The sequence below is a fragment of the Alphaproteobacteria bacterium genome, assembly GCA_018662925.1.
Classification (GTDB): Bacteria; Pseudomonadota; Alphaproteobacteria; order 16-39-46; family JABJFC01; genus JABJFC01.
Window position 1 is genome coordinate 1 of sequence record JABJFC010000044.1, and the last position, 16,360, is coordinate 16,360.

Below are 16,360 nucleotides of genomic sequence, written 5' to 3' on the forward strand. Positions count from 1 at the left end.
TTGATTCGGGCATTTGGGTGACAAATAGTTCGGCTAAACAACTCATTGACGGGCTCCTTCGATCATTAAATACGCCCTATTTTAACGTATTATCAAATCATATCAATAGGTTAAGCCGTTTTTATTACGCAGAGGTTTCAACTTACTTCTCGAAAGCAATTTTTCATTTAAGAAAATTTGACAAATGACAAAAAATGTGAAATGTTCAGGAAGAATTTGGGGTAATAATGGAGTTAAGGTCTCTAGCTTATTTTCAAGATCCAGCTGACTGAGGGGTTTTGATTTTAAATAGATGGGCCTGGTACCACATGGAACCGAAAGATATTTTACTAGGCGTTTTTGCTGCTGCTGTCTGGGGAATCAATTATGTCCTCATAAAGTTGGGCATCAAAGATTTTCCACCACTCTTCTTCGCTGGGATACGTGCTGTAGTAGCATCTCTACCATTCATTGTTTTTTTTCCAAGACCTAATATTTCTTTCAAGCTCCTTTTCGCTATCAGTGGCACAATGTTTATCACTATATCCTTTCTATTTTTAGCTCTATCATTGGGGCTAGCAGCCTCCATAACCAGCATTACACTTCAAACTCAGAGCTTCTTTACAGTTTTTCTGGCCTTCCTTTTCCTGAAAGAATCAATCCGCTTATATCAAATGTTGGGAATTTTATTCGCTTTTGTAGGCGTATGCTTTATTACCAATGATCCAACCAATATTCAAAGCATCGCAGGTATGATTCTTATTCTGATCGCAGCTTTAAGCTGGGGAGGATCTAATTTGCTCATAAAGAAGGCTGGTAATGTGAATGTTATCGCACTCATGATATGGGTAAACCTAATTCTTTCCCCGCTTTTATTAGGATCATCGTTTGCACTCGAAGAAACGGGAGCCATTTTCGAAGCATTGGAAAAAGCAACGCTTATAAGCTATGGAATTGTTGCATTTAGCAGCGTTTTTTCTGGCATCATGTGCTACTCCTTATGGGCATACCTTTTACGCAAGTATCCAACCACCTTAGTCGCACCATTTTCCATGCTTGTGCCAGTATTTGCCATTCTGCTTTCCACCTGTTTTATGGGAGAGCACTTTAGCAATGAGCTTGGGATTGGCTCAGCATTTGTACTTCTCGGCCTTCTTGTCATTCAAGGGGTTATTAATCCTAAAGCCTTTGTTTCATACAGCCTTAGACTCTCTAAAAAAGTAGCTTAGGCATAAAATTTTACGCAACAAGCAATATTTAAGTGACTCAGTTATGAGTGTTATGTTACGAAAATGGTGTAAGAGTTTTGTCTTTGGAATTGGAAACGAATGATGTCTGTTAAAAATATTTTCGCGTTACTGTTCATCGCAAGTTGTGCCGGAGGCTGCACCCTTTTTCAGGATGATGTTAGTGATCGAGAATTTCCCAATCTAGCCGACATCCCTCCAAGGCCAGTGACAGAGTCGTCGTTGAAACGCCAAGAAATAATTAAAAACTTACAAAACGATCAAGAAGAAGCCCGTTCAAAGACATCTTCAACACACAAAAAGTAAGCTCCCCTCTTCTCCTATCTGCCGCTTTGAAAACCCAGATTCAACGATAACGCAAAAAAAATCACCGGACCCTTTCGAACCCGGTGAAAAAATCTGTGCTAGGTAACAAGCCTAGCTAAACTCTTGGGATGAAAAAAACGAATTCTTCAATCCTCTAATTATATATAACTACACCGGAACCATCTTCAGGGCCAACATAATTTTCGCAAACGACAATTGTGATTTTCGCATACCAGACACAACTTATTGTTTTCATACAAAACAATCTTTAAAGTTTGAGTTTTTTTTCTGCAAAAAAATATGCTGTGAGAACAAATACCACTAGAGTTACAAGCATAAACCAAGGAAATCCACTATCCCCTAATCGGGTCATCATAAATCCGCAAACGATTGGACCTAGCATCCCCCCAACACCATTCATAAAGAAATATCCCGCTGTGGCACCTGCTAAATTCGCGCCTGAGAAATGATGACCTAGGACCGCCAGCGTTAGTGGAAACATTCCTAAAATGGCTCCTCCGGCAAAGAAAAGGAGCGGCCAGGAAATAAACAATGATTCTCGCTCGATCAAAATGGTAGCAAAGGTCAGAATAATAAATAGGCTACATACGCATAACCCCTTAAGGTATCCAATTTTGTCTCCTAGCCATCCAATGGGGCCAGAAAGAACAATGCCGCCCATTAGACAAACTGTCACAAGCAGGGCTGCTCCAGGAATGCTGAGCCCCAATTGTTCTCCATACACAGCCAATAAATTCTCATTCACGGCCTCAGCCATTCCAGCCACAAGAGAGGCTACCGCTATAGTTGGTAAAGCCAGCAAAAGAACAACCCCATTAAACTTTACGGGATCATCCTCAAAATTTTGTGTGAGACGTTTCGCCCATATAAGAGGGATAGCCATAAACAACATAAATAAGGACGCAAATACAAAAGGAAAGGCGCCTTTCGTCGGTAACACTTCGATCAAAGTCGGGCCTAGAGTCACACCTCCCGCAGTTGCTGCCGCATAAAAGCCCAACATAATGCCCTTATGAGTGCGATGAGAAAGCTGGCAAACCGTTGCACCTCCCATAATAAAAAGAATACCCGTCGCGCTTCCCAAAAGCACCCGCAATGGAAGCAACCAAAGCTGCGTCTCCACAAAAGGGACTGCAAGAAAAGAAGCTGATAAAAGTAAAATCCCTGTCAAAAATAAGGGCCGCGCGCCCATTTTATGTATAACAAGAGGAATGATAAGGCTGACAAGAATAAATCCTGCCCTCTGCATACCCGAACTAAAACCTATATATTCTTCGTCAAACCCCTTTTGGTCTAACAGTTCTGAAATGAGAGGGTCTATAAAACCAATTGCAAATCCAACACCGACCACTGATATAAGAACAGCGCGCAAGGTTTCTGAATGAGTTGTCTCTCCAAAAACCTCACTGATTAAGGATCTAGCCACTAATTTTGAACTTCTTACTTCTTATGAACAAACTTATAAGCTTGAGAAACGAGGTACCCACTTAAGGCAGTGGTAAAGAAGCTAAACAATACGTTTACAAGCGCCGTAAGTGCCTCAAACACTCCAGCAAGAAGCATACCTCCCCCAAAAGCAACAGGCATCCACATAAGTAAGACCCCTGCCAGTCCCATTAAAATCAGGACCGGTATAAATCCCAAAATAAAGAAACCGACCAATTTCCAAACAACCGTTCTCGTCGCATCCCAAGATTCTCTGAACATCTTCATACCAAAATTGTCTAAAGCAATAAGGGGAGATAAAAACGAGAACCGAAATCCAAAGAATACCAGTACGGGAAGGAGGAGTATGAAAGAAATTGCCGTAACGATTTTATGTGCATCCACCTCACCACCAAAGAGAAGTACACCCAAATTCACAATCCCTAACAAGACGCCCAAAATGATCATAAAAGCAAAGCCGATCAGCAACCCATACCCCAACAGTTTCCATTCCCGACGCAAAAAGGTAATATTGATCCACTGATTCTTTGGATCAGCTCCAGCCAGTAAAAAACGATACCAGGCAATGGTAAACCCCAGTGTTACAGCCATCTGCGTGAACGTATGAATAACTGTAAGAACAGTACCTGTCGTGGTCTCTTCTAACGCACCCATGCAAAATTGTAGCGCCGATAAAATAATGATCCAGAGTAGGGTAAACTGGAAAAATTCCCTCCTGCGCTCCCACACAAACTTATAAGCATCCACAATTGTCCCAAACAAGGGTAAGGATTTAACTGTTGCTGATTTTCCCGCCATCACTAGCCTCCATTTAGCATTATTTTCTTTTAATCTAACATTAAAATATCCCCTTGAAAAGAAAACTTTTCTTTTTTATACAAATGCCTATGGCACTCAATATAGTACGGTTGACTAAAAATCTAATATATCCTATCAACCTCCACTACAAACTAGACGAGTTCTGAAATTGAAAAGTTCTAAGACTAATTTCACTTTTAACGCAACAAGCCAACCCATTGGACTCTGGCTTCTCGGCATCTCACTTCTAATTCTTGCTATGGTCGCCTTAGGGGGCGTCACAAGACTGACGGGTTCTGGTTTATCCATAGTAGAATGGCAGCCCATTATGGGCATACTGCCTCCCTTTTCCTATGGTGAATGGGCTGCGTTGTTCAATAAGTATCAGCAGACACCAGAGTTCATTAAAGTTAATTTCACTATGGATCTGAGAGCCTTTAAATCTATCTTTTGGCTAGAATATTTTCATCGCCTCCTGGGACGTCTTTTAGGCCTGATCTTCATTCTACCTGCTATTTGGTTTTGTCTCACAGGACAGCTGCGGGGGAAAGTCCTTTACAAAATCGGAGGCCTCTTCATCTTGGGAGGCCTGCAAGGTGTTATGGGTTGGTATATGGTCAAAAGTGGCCTCGTCGATATTCCCTGGGTAAGTCCCTATCGTCTAACCGCCCATTTGGTTCTCGCACTTGTTTTATATGCTTTCACTCTATGGATCGCCCTGCAATATCTGTTTCCACATAAGAAAGAGTCAACCTACCCTCATAAAAAGATACATAATATTGTCCTTGCGCTTACAAGCCTAACCATATGTTGGGGCGCCCTCGTAGCAGGACATAAGGCTGGGCTGATTTACAATACCTTTCCTCTTATGGGACAGAAGTTCTTCCCAAATGATTTGTGGCATCTGCGCCCACTCGCAACCAATTTTTTTGAAAATCCCGTTGGCGTCCAATTCGCACACCGAGTCCTAGCAATGATAACACTGTGCTCCGTTGGAATCCTGTGGCAAAAAGTTACTTTCTCAAACGCATCTCAAAACCAGAAAAAAGCAGCCACCACAATGCTTGCTGTCGCCTTTATTCAAGTTGCACTTGGAATTACCACCCTCGTTCTGCAAGTTCCCCTTTTAGGAGCCATTCTTCACCAAATGGGGGCTTTCATCTTGCTTACAAGCGTTTTATGGATGCGATGGATATGTTCTCAAGGGGCTCCTTCTTTGCAAGAGCCTCAAACCCAGGCAAAGAACGGCCCTGCAACCATTTAAGGAAGGCACCACCACCCATAGAGACATAGGTAAAGTCGTTCACACACCCTGCCTCGGTGAGGGCGGCTACGGTATCACCACCGCCAGCAACACTTTGCAACTTACCTTCCTTTGTCAACTCAGCTACCCTTTTGGCAATGGCCTTTGTTCCCGCATCAAAAGGCGCTACTTCCGTTAATCCCAGGGGACCATTCCAAAGAACCGTCTGACAATCCTCCAACTTTTCCATGATCATATGAACAGACTTCTCACCAAGATCTAGAATCATGGCATCCGCCGGAAGATTTTTCAGATCAACAGTTTCGCTGGGTTCTCCGGGCTCAGTAGACGCTGCTATCGTGCCATCAACTGGCAAAATCAGATCACAATTTTCCTTTTGAGCATTTTCCAGAATGGACTTGCCCACGTCAATCATGTCAGGTTCGCAGATGGACCTTCCAATGTCTTGCCCTTGGGAAGCCATAAGTGTGTGTGCAATACCACCGGCCACAGCCAGCTTTTCAACTTTAGGAATAAGGTTTTCCAGAAGAGATAACTTTGTCGATACCTTTGCGCCACCAACAATTGCCATAATTGGACGTTTAGGATCGCTCAAAATCATATCCAGATTTGCAAGCTCTGCTTCCATGAGACGCCCAATCGCTGAAGGCAGAAATTTTGGAATTCCTTCAACCGAGGCATGGGACCTATGAGCCGCAGAAAAGGCATCATTAACATATAAATCAGCCAGCTTTGAAAGTTCCTTTGCGAAGGCCTTCTCATTAGCTTGCTCCCCAGGATGAAACCGAAGGTTTTCAAGTAAAACAACCTGACCATCTTCCATTGCGTCAACAGCCTCTTGGGCTTCTTTTCCAACACAATCTGGAACAAAGGTAACGTAAGTGCCATAAAGTGCATCGCTTAAAGGGCGCACTACTGGATGGAGAGAGAATCGAGCATCCATCTTTCCATTGGGACGCCCAAAATGAGACATCACAATGACTTTTGCCCCCTTGTCCATAAGCTCACAAAGGGTGGGAGCCACTCGATCAATTCTCGTCATGTCCGTAATAGCCCCATCGTGCATAGGGACATTTAAATCCGCTCGAACAAGGACTCTCTTACCTTTTAAATCAAAATCATCAAGTGTAAAAAATTGTGACATGGTTTAGACCGACGCTCTCATTAGTAGTTAGAAAACCTTTTACTTTGGAGAAGTAATCATGTTAGAGGAAATAAATTCAGATAAGTTTTGAAGTACCATATATGACTCAAAAAAGATTAATATTTGACCACTTATACACCCTAGAAGGGCTTGAGGGAATCGATAACCTGTTTCGAAATTTTCTTCAAGGTCAAAATGGCATCCTTTCCAACTTATATGAGAAAACTAGGAAAAATTCTTCAAACATCAAGCCGCTAGAAGAGAGTCACCTCGTTGTTCAGCTCTATCCCTATGTGGAACAATTCTTGGCCCAAGCTTTCAAGATTGAAGAAAATGTTAAAACCCTTCAATCAAGCCACAAAATCCTAACACCTCTCCATATCTGCAAGAGAAATTTTGTGCAACGCCGGGCCATTAAAAAATATACACCACAGGATGCCACTTCCTTCGGGCCAGAACTAAGAGACAAACTGGAAAAACACCTTGGAGCCAAGTTTAGTGATCTTGCCTTCGCCACCCAGGTATCAAAATGGTGTACAGATGAAACCCTATATGAAGAAGAAATCATTTTAGCCCTTAAATACGCCGCATGGGCCTGTCTGACAAAAACAGGGCAATGTATGCATAAGGAGAGTGTTCTATTTGAACTTCCCAAGAAGATAGACCCGAAAAACCTTGTAGAAACGACAGAAACGCCTTCAGGGGCTCTGCAAGCATGTCCAGAAAATATCAGGCATCGGAAAGGATTTGATCTCACGGATCAAGGGCCCTCCCAACAGCATGCCTTTTCCCAGGCACATTATTGCATATTTTGTCACGAGCGAGACAAAGACTCGTGTTCAAAAGGTTTCAAAGAGAAGTCCGGAGAAGGATTCAAAAAAAACGATCTAAATATTCCTTTAACAGGTTGCCCTCTAGAGCAAAAAATCTCCGAAATGAATCTAGCAAAATCTGCTGGCTTTAATATTGGTGCCCTCGCAATCATCTGTATAGATAACCCCATGGTCGCTGCAACAGGTCATCGGATTTGTAATGACTGTATGAAGAGCTGTATTTTTCAAAAACAGACCCCCGTAGATATCCCAGGAATTGAAACACAGATTTTGAAAGAAGTGCTGGCACTTCCGTGGGGTTTTGAAATCTATAGTCTCTTGACGAGATGGAATCCTCTCAATTTCAAAAACCCCCTCCCCTTGCCAAAAACCAGTAAAAAAGTACTCGTTGTCGGAATGGGTCCCGCAGGTTTTACCCTTTCCCATCATCTGATGAACGCTGGACATACTGTGGTTGGCATGGATGGGCTAAAAATTGAGCCTCTCCCCTCTTCTCTGTCAGGAGTTGACGTTCTGGGAAACAACCACTCCTTTCAACTGATTGAAAATGCAGCTTCGCTTTTTAAGGCTTTGAGTGAGCGAATTGTTGGCGGTTTCGGAGGGGTTGCCGAATATGGAATTACAGCTCGATGGGACAAAAACTTCTTGACTGTAGTGCGTCTCCTCCTCGAGCGACGCAGGCCCCAGTTCAATATGCTGAGTGGCATCCGGTTTGGGGGAACCTTAACAGAAGAAACAGCCTTTAACATGGGATTCGACCACATTGCTCTTTGTATGGGAGCAGGTCAGCCAAAATTGATTCCTATGAAAAATAGGACCGCGAGAGGCGTGAAAATGGCCAGCGACTTCTTGATGAACCTTCAACTCTCCAACACATCCCAAGAAGAGTCTAATACAAACCTTCAGATGAGACTTCCTGTTGTTGTCATTGGGGGCGGCTTAACCGCCATTGATACAGCAACAGAAGCCCTTGCCTACTATCCAATCCAAGTGGAAAGATTCTTAAAACGGTATGAAAGCCTTGTTTGTAAACTGGGTGAAGAGAAAGTTCGCTGTGACTGGACAGAAGAAGATCAAATAATTGCCGATGAATTTATTTCCCACGCACAGGCCATTCGCCTGGAAAAAGAAAAAGCACGCCAAGAAAACCGTGCGCCAAATATTTTGAAACTCCTAAACCAATGGGGTGGCGTCACCATTGCCTATAGAAAGCAACTGATAGAGTCCCCCAGTTATCGCTTAAACCACGAAGAAGTAAAAAGCGCCTTAGAAGAAGGCATTCAATTCCTAGAAAACATTACCCCTCTTCAAGTTGAAACCGACAGCTACGGTCATACAAGTAGCCTCATCGTAGAAAGAAAAGCTTCGAAAGCTAAAATACCTCTCGCCGCCAAATCCATTTTTGTGGCTGCAGGGACAAAACCAAATACAATTATTGCCAAAGAAAATGAAGTCTCGCTTTCCGTCTGCAATGACCATTTTCAAGCCCTCGATTTGGAAGAAAATTTAAATACATCTTCCGAAACTCCACGACGAAGAAAATCATCCATTTTCACCTCCATAAGACCGGACGGTAGGTCCATAAGCTTTTTGGGAGATCTCCATCCATCCTATGCAGGAAATGTTGTTAAAGCCATGGCCAGTGCAAAACAGGGGGCACCTCTCATCAGTATGCAACTGGCAAAATGCGCCCCAAATAAGATTGATGAGGGGAAATTCCAGCAGGATTTAAACCAGAAATTAAGAGCTCAACTCCTTGAAATAAAAAGGTTAACACCTAAAATTATCGAACTAGTCATCAAAGCTCCTCAAGCCGCGCGCGCCTTTAAGCCTGGACAATTTTTCCGACTTCAAAATTTTGAAGCAATTACGCATGGTGCTGGCCACACGCAACAAAGCCTGGAAGGATTGGCCCTAACGGGTGCGTCCGTTGACCTTGAAGCGGGCACAATTTCAACTATTGTCTTAGAAATGGGCGGATCTTCCGATCTCTGCACAAGCCTTTTAAAGCCAAAAGATCCGGTGATTCTAATGGGTCCGACTGGATCTCCCACTTACATCCCTTCCAAGGAAACCGTTTTACTTATTGGGGGTGGGCTTGGAAATGCTGTCCTCATGTCCATTGGAAAAGCTTTAAAGGCAAATGGTTCAAAGGTGCTTTATTTTGCAGGATATAAGGAAAATCAAGACCGGTTTAAAAAAGAGACTCTGGAAAATGCCGCAGATTGCGTTGTATGGTGCTGCGAGGAATCCCCTGGATTTTCGCCCACGAGATCCCAGGACAAAGCCTTCCATGGGAATATCATTGAGGCCCTACACGCCTATGGGACAGGGAAATTAGGAAATACGGCTATTCCTATGTCAGATGTTCAACGGATTATTACCATTGGATCAGCAAATATGATGGCTGCCGTAAAGGAGGCGCGTCATTCATCCCTCAAGCCACTTCTTTCCCCCGATCACCTGGCTATTGGCAGCATCAATTCGCCTATGCAATGTATGATGAAAGAAATCTGCGGCCAATGTATACAAAGACAGGTCGACCCAATAACAAAACTTGAGACAATTGTCTTTTCATGCACGAACCAAGACCAATCTCTAGACAGAGTGGATTTCTCTTGTTTGAAAGAGCGACTCAACCAAAACCGTCTTTCTGAATCTCTTACCAGACAATGGATTGCTAGCAGCCTACGACGCAACGTCAAGTAAGACCCTATAGAAAACAGAATGCCTTATAAAAAGATATTCTCTTACAAGCATTTAATTTTTCCTCATTTAAGGGTATAATGAAGGGATATAAGAAAGTTCATTGTTGAACCAGTGAGGCGTTTGTGTTGCGTAAATATTTTCAGAGAACAGAAAAACATACCCCCTGGTACCTGCTGGTGGCATTTGGTTTCTGCATTCTATTCACTGGAGATATGCTTGTTTTTGTAACTGCAGCCCATTCAAAAGCAGCCCATCGCACCTTGCACCATATAACGCCCTTCCATTTCAAGAAAATCCCCACTAACACGCCTCACCCAAGTGCCCCGAGAGTGGTTCACGATGACCCAGCTGCTGCTCGAGAAATTGCCGGTGCACAAAGAACTTTTGATGCAAGTGTGAGATCACAAAGAACGCAAGCGGACCTTGAAGGATTTGCAGGACCCGTTCCACAAAAAGTTGCGGAAGAAGCCTCTTTGCTACCAACCAAACCTTCTGGCAGCCTTGCCAAGGCACCTCAACTATCCATCGCCCCGCAAAAACTTAAAAATGCCTTGTTGTCAAAAGTGGATCAAGCCCTTGCGCAGAACAAAGATCCGGCTATGTTTCAGTCTCTCATGAAACTTAAAAGCCAAATTTCAAGCGCACAAGATCCCAGCAGCCTTATGGAGCATATGCATACTTTACAAGGACTTACAGGTGAAAACCTAGATATTGCTAGTTTGGTTCCAACCGATGTCTCAAATTACGTTGGAAAAGCAGAGGACACGCTCAAAGGGCTGGCGGGAGGTGCTGGCTTTTCCCAAGCTGGAAGCCAGCAAGGAAATACAGTTAACCAAGAGGTACAGCAACTTGAACAAGTCCTCCAAGAACTTCAAGACACCCAGAGAAAACTGGGAGGCGGACAACAGGGTATCTACCCCCAAGCACAAGCCCTCGATCAACATGCGCAGCGCCTTGAATCTCAAGCACAAGGGTTTCTGGGTCAGGACTCCCCTAACGACATAAAGGGGCCGGGAACTCCTATTGGAAAAGGAACTCAAAAGTCAGATTCTTCAAGTTGGGGAGGGTTTTAGATTTATGAATTTTTTCATCCAAAGCACTTCTCAGAAAAATATTGTTGCCAGGTTTTATACCTTGTTTCTCATGTTTCTTATGAGTTTGGTCTCTCTACCCTCAAGCGCCAACGTCCCAGGGTTTCAGAGTCTTAACGTTTTCAACGAGGCAATTTCACAGGTTCAACAGGCCATTGGAGATCTTAAATCCTTACAAGGACCTATAAATCAGGCACGCTCCCTCTCTCAGCAGGGTCAAAAAATCCGAAATGGCATTCAAGATTTATGGCAAACCGGTGAGAAACTTAAAAACTTCTCCGGATCTCCACAAGAGTTTACACAACAAACCCAAGAATACGCCCAAAAATTACAATCTCAAGGGTCGAACCTTGAAGCTCATGGGAACAACTATCAGCAACATGCTCATAGTCTCAGTCGCTTTCCTCAACTCGCCGACCACGCGAGGCAAGTTGATCAAATAGGAGAGAAAATGGGTCAGCGGGGTAAAAGAATGCGCCGGTCCGGAGAAACCCTTCAATCTCAAGGGATTACCACGGGCCGAGTCAGGAAACTCCAGAATGAGGTTGCTCAACTTCAGCAAGAGCTCTCGGCTGCAAGAGGTAAAAAGGGTACCGCAACTACCCCTTCCGGAAAAAAGGGCTGGGGGGCTCTCAAAGATAAAAAACTCCTGAAACAAGAGCAGACCCAAGAAAAGCAATTCCTTCAACAGGAAAAAAAGCAAGAAGGGGCTCAACTGAGGCAAGAAAAATCTCAAGAGAAAAGATTTTTAAAGGAAGAAGCCAGACAGGAAAAAGCTGAAGAAAGAGATCTCCTGCGAAAAGAAAAAACAACGGGGAAAAAAGACGAAAAGACATTGTCAAAAGAAGAAACACAGATCCATGAAATCCAACAAGAACTCAAAGGCGGCGCTAAAACAGGACCTGGGGTTGTAACAACTCAACGGGGTCAAAAATCCGCAAGCAAGAAAAAAGGAAGACAAAAAAAACCGCGCGCACCCAGAAAAGCACCCGCTTTCGAAAAGCCAGGTGCGAGTGAAAAAACGCCCACAATTAAATCCAAACAACCCACTCGACAGGAATCACAGCAGCCCGACACGCAACAGGAACAACAACCTCATCAAGAACAGGGACAAACTCAGCAACAGAATCAGCAACCTAGGCCACAACAACCTCAGCAACAGAAGCAGCAATCTGGGCCGCAACAACAACCTCAGCAGCATGAAAAACCCATTAAGGGAGGACTCCATAAAGAGCCTAAAAGCGAAAAGCCCACCAAAGGGGGACTTCATATGGGCAAGCCGGTAGAGGCTTCAAAAAAACCTGTTACTGGGCAACAGCAGAAAACTCAACAGCCTAAGCAACAGAAGCAGCAACCTAGGCCACAACAACCTCAGCAACAACCTCAGCAGCAGAAGCAGCAGCAACAACCTCAGCAGCATGAAAAACCCATTAAGGGAGGACTCCATAAAGAGCCTAAGGGCGAAAAACCGACCAAGGGTGGACTTCATATGGGCAAGCCGGTAGAGACTTCAAAAAAACCTGTTGCTGGGCAACAGCAGAAAACTCAGCAGCCTAAGCAACAATCACAGCAGCAGAAACAGAAAACTGCATGTGATCCAAAGACACAAAAATGCCCGCAAGCCTCTAGCAATAAACAACGCGGAAAGAGACGTGGTGGTGGTGCCGTTGCGGGGGGTGGTCGAAAAGCTAAAACGCGCAAAGGGAAATAAGCTAACCTTTTAGGCGTTCCTCAGCTATTTGATCCGCTGCTTCCGAAGTAGAAATATTCAAATCATCAGACATCTTAAACACCTCTAGAAGATACGAATCCATTTGATTTATATGCTTTACCGTTTTAGCTCGATCGTAATCTGGCCCTTCATAGAACACATTAATCAATCCGCCTGCGTTAATGATATAATCAGGGGCATATAGGATCCCTCTATCCAGCAAGGCTCTGCCGTGGTGGGTTTCTGCAAGCTGGTTATTTGCGCTTCCTGCAATTATTTTTACTTTTAATCTGGGAATCGTCTCATCATTTAAAATACCACCCAAAGCACAGGGCGCAAAAATATCTGCCTCAGCATCGTAAAGCTTTTCAGGATCAAAAGGCATTGCTTCAAAATTTTGGACCGCTTTCTGGACAGTCGTGGGATCTATATCTGAAACATAGAGTTTAGCACCTTCTTTATGGAGTGTTTCACAAAGGGACATCCCGACGTGTCCAAGTCCTTGCACAATGACTCTCAGCCCCTTTAGAGACTTTTTCTTCAACTTGTATTCAACCGCCCCCAGCATCCCTCTATAGATACCTAAAGCTGTATAAGGAGATGGATCACCACTGCCACCGTGACTTAGATGCAAACCAGAAACGTAGGGCGTTTCCGTATAGATTTGGTGCATATCCTCTACTGAGGTCCCGACATCTTCTGCCGTAATAAAAAGCCCATGAAGATGATTGATAAATCGCCCCATTTCCTGAAATAGTTCCGGCGTCTTATCTTTTTTTGGATCCGCAATGATAACGGCCTTTCCGCCCCCCAAAGGCAAACGAGCCATGGCAGCTTTGTACGTCATACTCCGAGAAAGTCGCAGAACATCGGTTAAAGCCTCATCTTCATCCATATAGGGCCACATACGACAACCACCCAAAGCTGGCCCCAACTTTGTACTATGGACAGCAATAATAGCTTTTAGATTGCTTTTAGGATCGCAGTGATAGGTTACAAGTTCGTGATTATCAAAATCCTTCGAAGTAAAAACCATCACGCCTTTCCCACAGTAACTTCCTCTCCTGTTAGGATATTGTTTTTTTAAGAAACATGCAATTGGGATCTTGCACTTGCGTAAATTTCAATTTGCACGTATGAGAGTGGTGGCTTACGCTTATGCAGGAGTAAAATGAGAATGGAAAAACGTCCGTTAATTATGGATTGCGACCCTGGACAAGATGATGCAATTGCTATTTTGATGGCCATCGCGTTTCCAGAGCGCTTTGACATACTGGGGATTACGACCGTTAGTGGAAATGTATCCCTAGAAAAAACAACAACGAATGCCCTCAAAACGTGTGAGCTCGCCGGACGAACAGATATACCAGTTTACGCAGGATGTTCCCGTCATTTGGTCAATGATGCCTTCCATATGGATGAAGATCTGCATGGGGAAACCGGCTTAGGGGGCACAGAGCTACCTGATCCAGAGACAAAAGTTCAAAAAGAACACGCCGTCGATTTCCTCATTGAAGCCATCCTAGCTTCTCCTAAAAAAGTGACCCTTGCAGTCACAGGACCACAAACAAATATTGCCATGGCTTTGATCAAGGATCCAAGAATCAAAGGCAATATTGAAGAAATTATTTTCATGGGTGGCGCCCTCGAAGAAAGTAACATAACCCCATCAGCAGAATTTAACATGTATCTGGATCCAGAGGCCTGTAGAGTCGTCTTCACGAGCGGCGTCAAGCTTACCATGCTGCCACTAGACATTACCCACAAACTCTTAACATCAAAGACTCGATTGGAAAAGATTCGCGCTGTCGGCAATAAGCAAGCCGAAGCAGTGTACAGCATGCTCGCTTTCACAGAAGAGTACGATATGAAACGCTATGGAATGGATGGTGGCCCTGTTCACGATCCTTCCGTTTTGGCGTTCATGTTGAAGCCTGAGCTGTTTGAAGGAAAAGATGTCTACGTGACAATGGATCTTAATGGGGAATATACCCGTGGACGAACAGTCATAGATTGGTTTGATCTTACAAATACCACCCCTAACATTTACGTCATCCGGGATGGCGATGTTGACGGCTTCTTTGACCTAATCATAGACTGCCTAAAACGCTACTCTACCGGTGCCGTGGCTGCTTAAGGGCGATGGCAGCTCATATTTTCCTGGATACCGCGCTCATAATGAATTCTAAGGCGCGCCTTCGGCTTGCTGAGAATTCCTAATGGCCGGCATGACGACCTTTATCTCGGATAAACCAGCACACCAACTATCCGGAGAATATGTCATCTTACCACTTCCTTCTCACTCGGCACAGTTAGAGTCCAGGTCACAATGTCACCCGCAACATTGTTCATAGCCAAACAGAAAGCCTTGGAAACTTCCTTAACACTATTACTGTCAATGGGAACTTTTGATTGGAAAAGTTTGTAATCCATGACCATCCGATCTGAAAGCCTCAAGACCTTAGCTCCAATCGCCACATAGACATGTTTATCATCACCAGATTTAGCTTCCAGTTGGAACTCCCTTATATCTGTCATCAACACATAGTTTGCCTGAAGGCCTGATGTAGATAGACCAACACCCAAGATCTTTCCTGAATTTTCAAATAACTCTAGCAATCCATCCTGCACCATAGGTGACAACTGATCGACCCAACGAGCATTGTCCACATACGTAAACTCATAGAGCCCTTTTTTCACAATAATGCGATCTGTATTAAATTGAAGTTCCGCTCGAGGTGCCTCAATCAAAAGCTGCCATGTTACGGGCTCAACTTGAGGCGTAAAATTCCTATCCATATTAAAATGGATTTGTTCAAACTTTTTCGGATCCTCGGGAAAAAAACTAACGCACCCAGATAGGACCATGAGTGTTATAAGCCATAGGAAATTTCTATTCATCGTAAATGGTACCCCTCTGATGGTGACTCAAACAAAAAGTTCAGGGGACCCTTTTCCACATCCCCAGAAAGGCGCCCAATTGTTGCCAAGGTATTCTTCATCTGAACCATTAGATTAGACAGCTCGTAAAGACCGCGATTAAAAAAGTCCCTAATTGCCGATCTATTTTCCGAAACAATCTCCTCAACCCCATCGGCCGCATTACTAAAAGATTGAGCCGCCATTTGAATGTCATCCATGGTATCAGGTGATTTGTCTTCCAAGGTTTTCATAACACTTGAAAGTCTGGTCATCGCAATACTGCTTTTATCTATAAGCTGATCGATATCTTCACGACGTTCTGAAAGTGTATGGGTGACGTCTCTTATGTTTAGAATAATTTCAGTGACCGCCTCTCGATTGTTCTCATCCAATAATTTGGAAAAGTCTTTCACAAGCTCATTCGCATTACTCACAAGCTTTGGCATGGAATTGAATAATTTTTGCAAGCCCGAGGCCTTTGAGGGAATAACAGCATATTCTTCTCCCGCTTTAGGCAGGAGTATTGGACTTTCTCGAGTTCCCCCGTGAATTTGGATAATGGATATACCCGTAATGCCTTGCATCTCCAAAGACGCAATAGAATCTTCCTTGATTGGCGTCCCAGACTTTATTCCCACATGAACGCGAATCATCTCAACATTCTTGGGATCAATGGCTATATCTTTGACGACACCAATGGGAACACCCCTATAAAGAACTTGAGAACCGTCCTTTAACCCCGTAACCGTTTCCTTAAAATAGATATTATAAAAAGCCTGTTTATTCACCAGCTCAACCCGTCCAAGCCACAGCAGAAACAATGCTGCTGCAAGTATAAAAGCAAGAAGGAATCCGCCAACAGCCATGTAACTTGCCTTAGTTTCCATGC

General features: G+C 43.9%; 13 protein-coding genes. 7 read left to right on the forward strand and 6 right to left on the reverse strand.

What is annotated here, in order from left to right; genetic code table 11:
• The first annotated feature begins 308 nt into the window (after positions 1 to 308).
• Together HOL16_02840 and HOL16_02845 are read left to right on the forward strand one after the other, a co-directional pair.
• Entirely contained in the window at positions 309 to 1,208 is a 900-nt protein-coding gene (locus tag HOL16_02840; protein ID MBT5389632.1) for an EamA family transporter, read from the forward strand.
• A 102-nt stretch (positions 1,209 to 1,310) separates the two neighbouring features.
• Positions 1,311 to 1,532, forward strand: a complete 222-nt coding sequence (locus tag HOL16_02845; GenBank protein ID MBT5389633.1) for a hypothetical protein — start codon at positions 1,311 to 1,313, stop codon at positions 1,530 to 1,532.
• A 268-nt stretch (positions 1,533 to 1,800) separates the two neighbouring features.
• On the opposite strand, the gene HOL16_02850 is transcribed toward HOL16_02845, so the two are convergent.
• Both HOL16_02850 and HOL16_02855 read right to left on the reverse strand, forming a co-directional pair.
• Positions 1,801 to 2,979 (reverse strand): MFS transporter, encoded by a 1,179-nt coding sequence (locus tag HOL16_02850; GenBank protein ID MBT5389634.1) that lies wholly within the window; start codon positions 2,977 to 2,979, stop codon positions 1,801 to 1,803.
• 14 nt (positions 2,980 to 2,993) lie between these two features.
• Positions 2,994 to 3,797 (reverse strand): hypothetical protein, encoded by an 804-nt coding sequence (locus HOL16_02855; protein ID MBT5389635.1) that lies wholly within the window; start codon positions 3,795 to 3,797, stop codon positions 2,994 to 2,996.
• 169 nt (positions 3,798 to 3,966) lie between these two features.
• Between HOL16_02855 and HOL16_02860 the strand changes: the two genes are divergently transcribed.
• Positions 3,967 to 5,061, forward strand: a complete 1,095-nt coding sequence (locus tag HOL16_02860) for a heme A synthase (protein ID MBT5389636.1) — start codon at positions 3,967 to 3,969, stop codon at positions 5,059 to 5,061.
• On the opposite strand, the gene HOL16_02865 is transcribed toward HOL16_02860, so the two are convergent.
• Positions 4,964 to 6,205, reverse strand: a complete 1,242-nt coding sequence (locus HOL16_02865) for a phosphoglycerate kinase (GenBank protein MBT5389637.1) — start codon at positions 6,203 to 6,205, stop codon at positions 4,964 to 4,966. The two genes, HOL16_02860 and HOL16_02865, sit on opposite strands and share 98 nt — an antisense overlap.
• A gap of 101 nt (positions 6,206 to 6,306) precedes the next feature.
• On the opposite strand from HOL16_02865, the gene HOL16_02870 reads away from it, so the two are divergent.
• From HOL16_02870 to HOL16_02880, 3 genes are all read left to right on the forward strand, one after another.
• A complete protein-coding gene (locus HOL16_02870) occupies positions 6,307 to 9,747 on the forward strand; it encodes an FAD-dependent oxidoreductase (GenBank protein ID MBT5389638.1) in 3,441 nt (1,146 codons plus the stop codon).
• A gap of 125 nt (positions 9,748 to 9,872) precedes the next feature.
• On the forward strand, positions 9,873 to 10,820 hold the full coding sequence (locus HOL16_02875; GenBank protein ID MBT5389639.1) for a hypothetical protein: 948 nt from the start codon (positions 9,873 to 9,875) through the stop codon (positions 10,818 to 10,820).
• A gap of 4 nt (positions 10,821 to 10,824) precedes the next feature.
• Entirely contained in the window at positions 10,825 to 12,549 is a 1,725-nt protein-coding gene (locus tag HOL16_02880) for a hypothetical protein (protein MBT5389640.1), read from the forward strand.
• A 1-nt stretch (position 12,550) separates the two neighbouring features.
• Here the strand turns inward: HOL16_02880 and HOL16_02885 are convergent, their stop codons facing one another.
• Complete coding sequence (locus HOL16_02885; GenBank protein ID MBT5389641.1) at positions 12,551 to 13,585, reverse strand: Glu/Leu/Phe/Val dehydrogenase; 1,035 nt, start codon at positions 13,583 to 13,585, stop codon at positions 12,551 to 12,553.
• A gap of 141 nt (positions 13,586 to 13,726) precedes the next feature.
• On the opposite strand from HOL16_02885, the gene HOL16_02890 reads away from it, so the two are divergent.
• The gene (locus tag HOL16_02890; protein MBT5389642.1) at positions 13,727 to 14,686 is read left to right on the forward strand and encodes a nucleoside hydrolase; all 960 of its coding nucleotides are present in this window, start codon (positions 13,727 to 13,729) and stop codon (positions 14,684 to 14,686) included.
• A 143-nt stretch (positions 14,687 to 14,829) separates the two neighbouring features.
• Here HOL16_02890 and HOL16_02895 read toward each other — a convergent pair whose 3' ends face one another.
• Together HOL16_02895 and HOL16_02900 are read right to left on the reverse strand one after the other, a co-directional pair.
• Complete coding sequence (locus HOL16_02895; protein ID MBT5389643.1) at positions 14,830 to 15,450, reverse strand: hypothetical protein; 621 nt, start codon at positions 15,448 to 15,450, stop codon at positions 14,830 to 14,832.
• Positions 15,447 to 16,358, reverse strand: a complete 912-nt coding sequence (locus HOL16_02900; GenBank protein MBT5389644.1) for an MCE family protein — start codon at positions 16,356 to 16,358, stop codon at positions 15,447 to 15,449. Before HOL16_02900 ends, HOL16_02895 begins: the two co-directional genes overlap by 4 nt.
• Positions 16,359 to 16,360 lie beyond the last annotated feature (2 nt).

Excerpts from the sequence above, each read along its gene's own strand:
- HOL16_02840 (MBT5389632.1), top strand. The coding sequence starts at position 309 with ATGGAACCGAAAGATATTTTACTAGGCGTTTTTGCTGCTGCTGTCTGG.
- HOL16_02845 (MBT5389633.1), top strand. The coding sequence starts at position 1,311 with ATGTCTGTTAAAAATATTTTCGCGTTACTGTTCATCGCAAGTTGTGCC.
- HOL16_02855 (MBT5389635.1), bottom strand. The coding sequence starts at position 3,797 with ATGGCGGGAAAATCAGCAACAGTTAAATCCTTACCCTTGTTTGGGACA.
- HOL16_02865 (MBT5389637.1), bottom strand. The coding sequence starts at position 6,205 with ATGTCACAATTTTTTACACTTGATGATTTTGATTTAAAAGGTAAGAGA.
- HOL16_02870 (MBT5389638.1), top strand. The coding sequence starts at position 6,307 with ATGACTCAAAAAAGATTAATATTTGACCACTTATACACCCTAGAAGGG.
- HOL16_02880 (MBT5389640.1), top strand. The coding sequence starts at position 10,825 with ATGAATTTTTTCATCCAAAGCACTTCTCAGAAAAATATTGTTGCCAGG.
- HOL16_02885 (MBT5389641.1), bottom strand. The coding sequence starts at position 13,585 with ATGGTTTTTACTTCGAAGGATTTTGATAATCACGAACTTGTAACCTAT.
- HOL16_02890 (MBT5389642.1), top strand. The coding sequence starts at position 13,727 with ATGGAAAAACGTCCGTTAATTATGGATTGCGACCCTGGACAAGATGAT.
- HOL16_02895 (MBT5389643.1), bottom strand. The coding sequence starts at position 15,450 with ATGAATAGAAATTTCCTATGGCTTATAACACTCATGGTCCTATCTGGG.
- HOL16_02900 (MBT5389644.1), bottom strand. The coding sequence starts at position 16,358 with ATGGAAACTAAGGCAAGTTACATGGCTGTTGGCGGATTCCTTCTTGCT.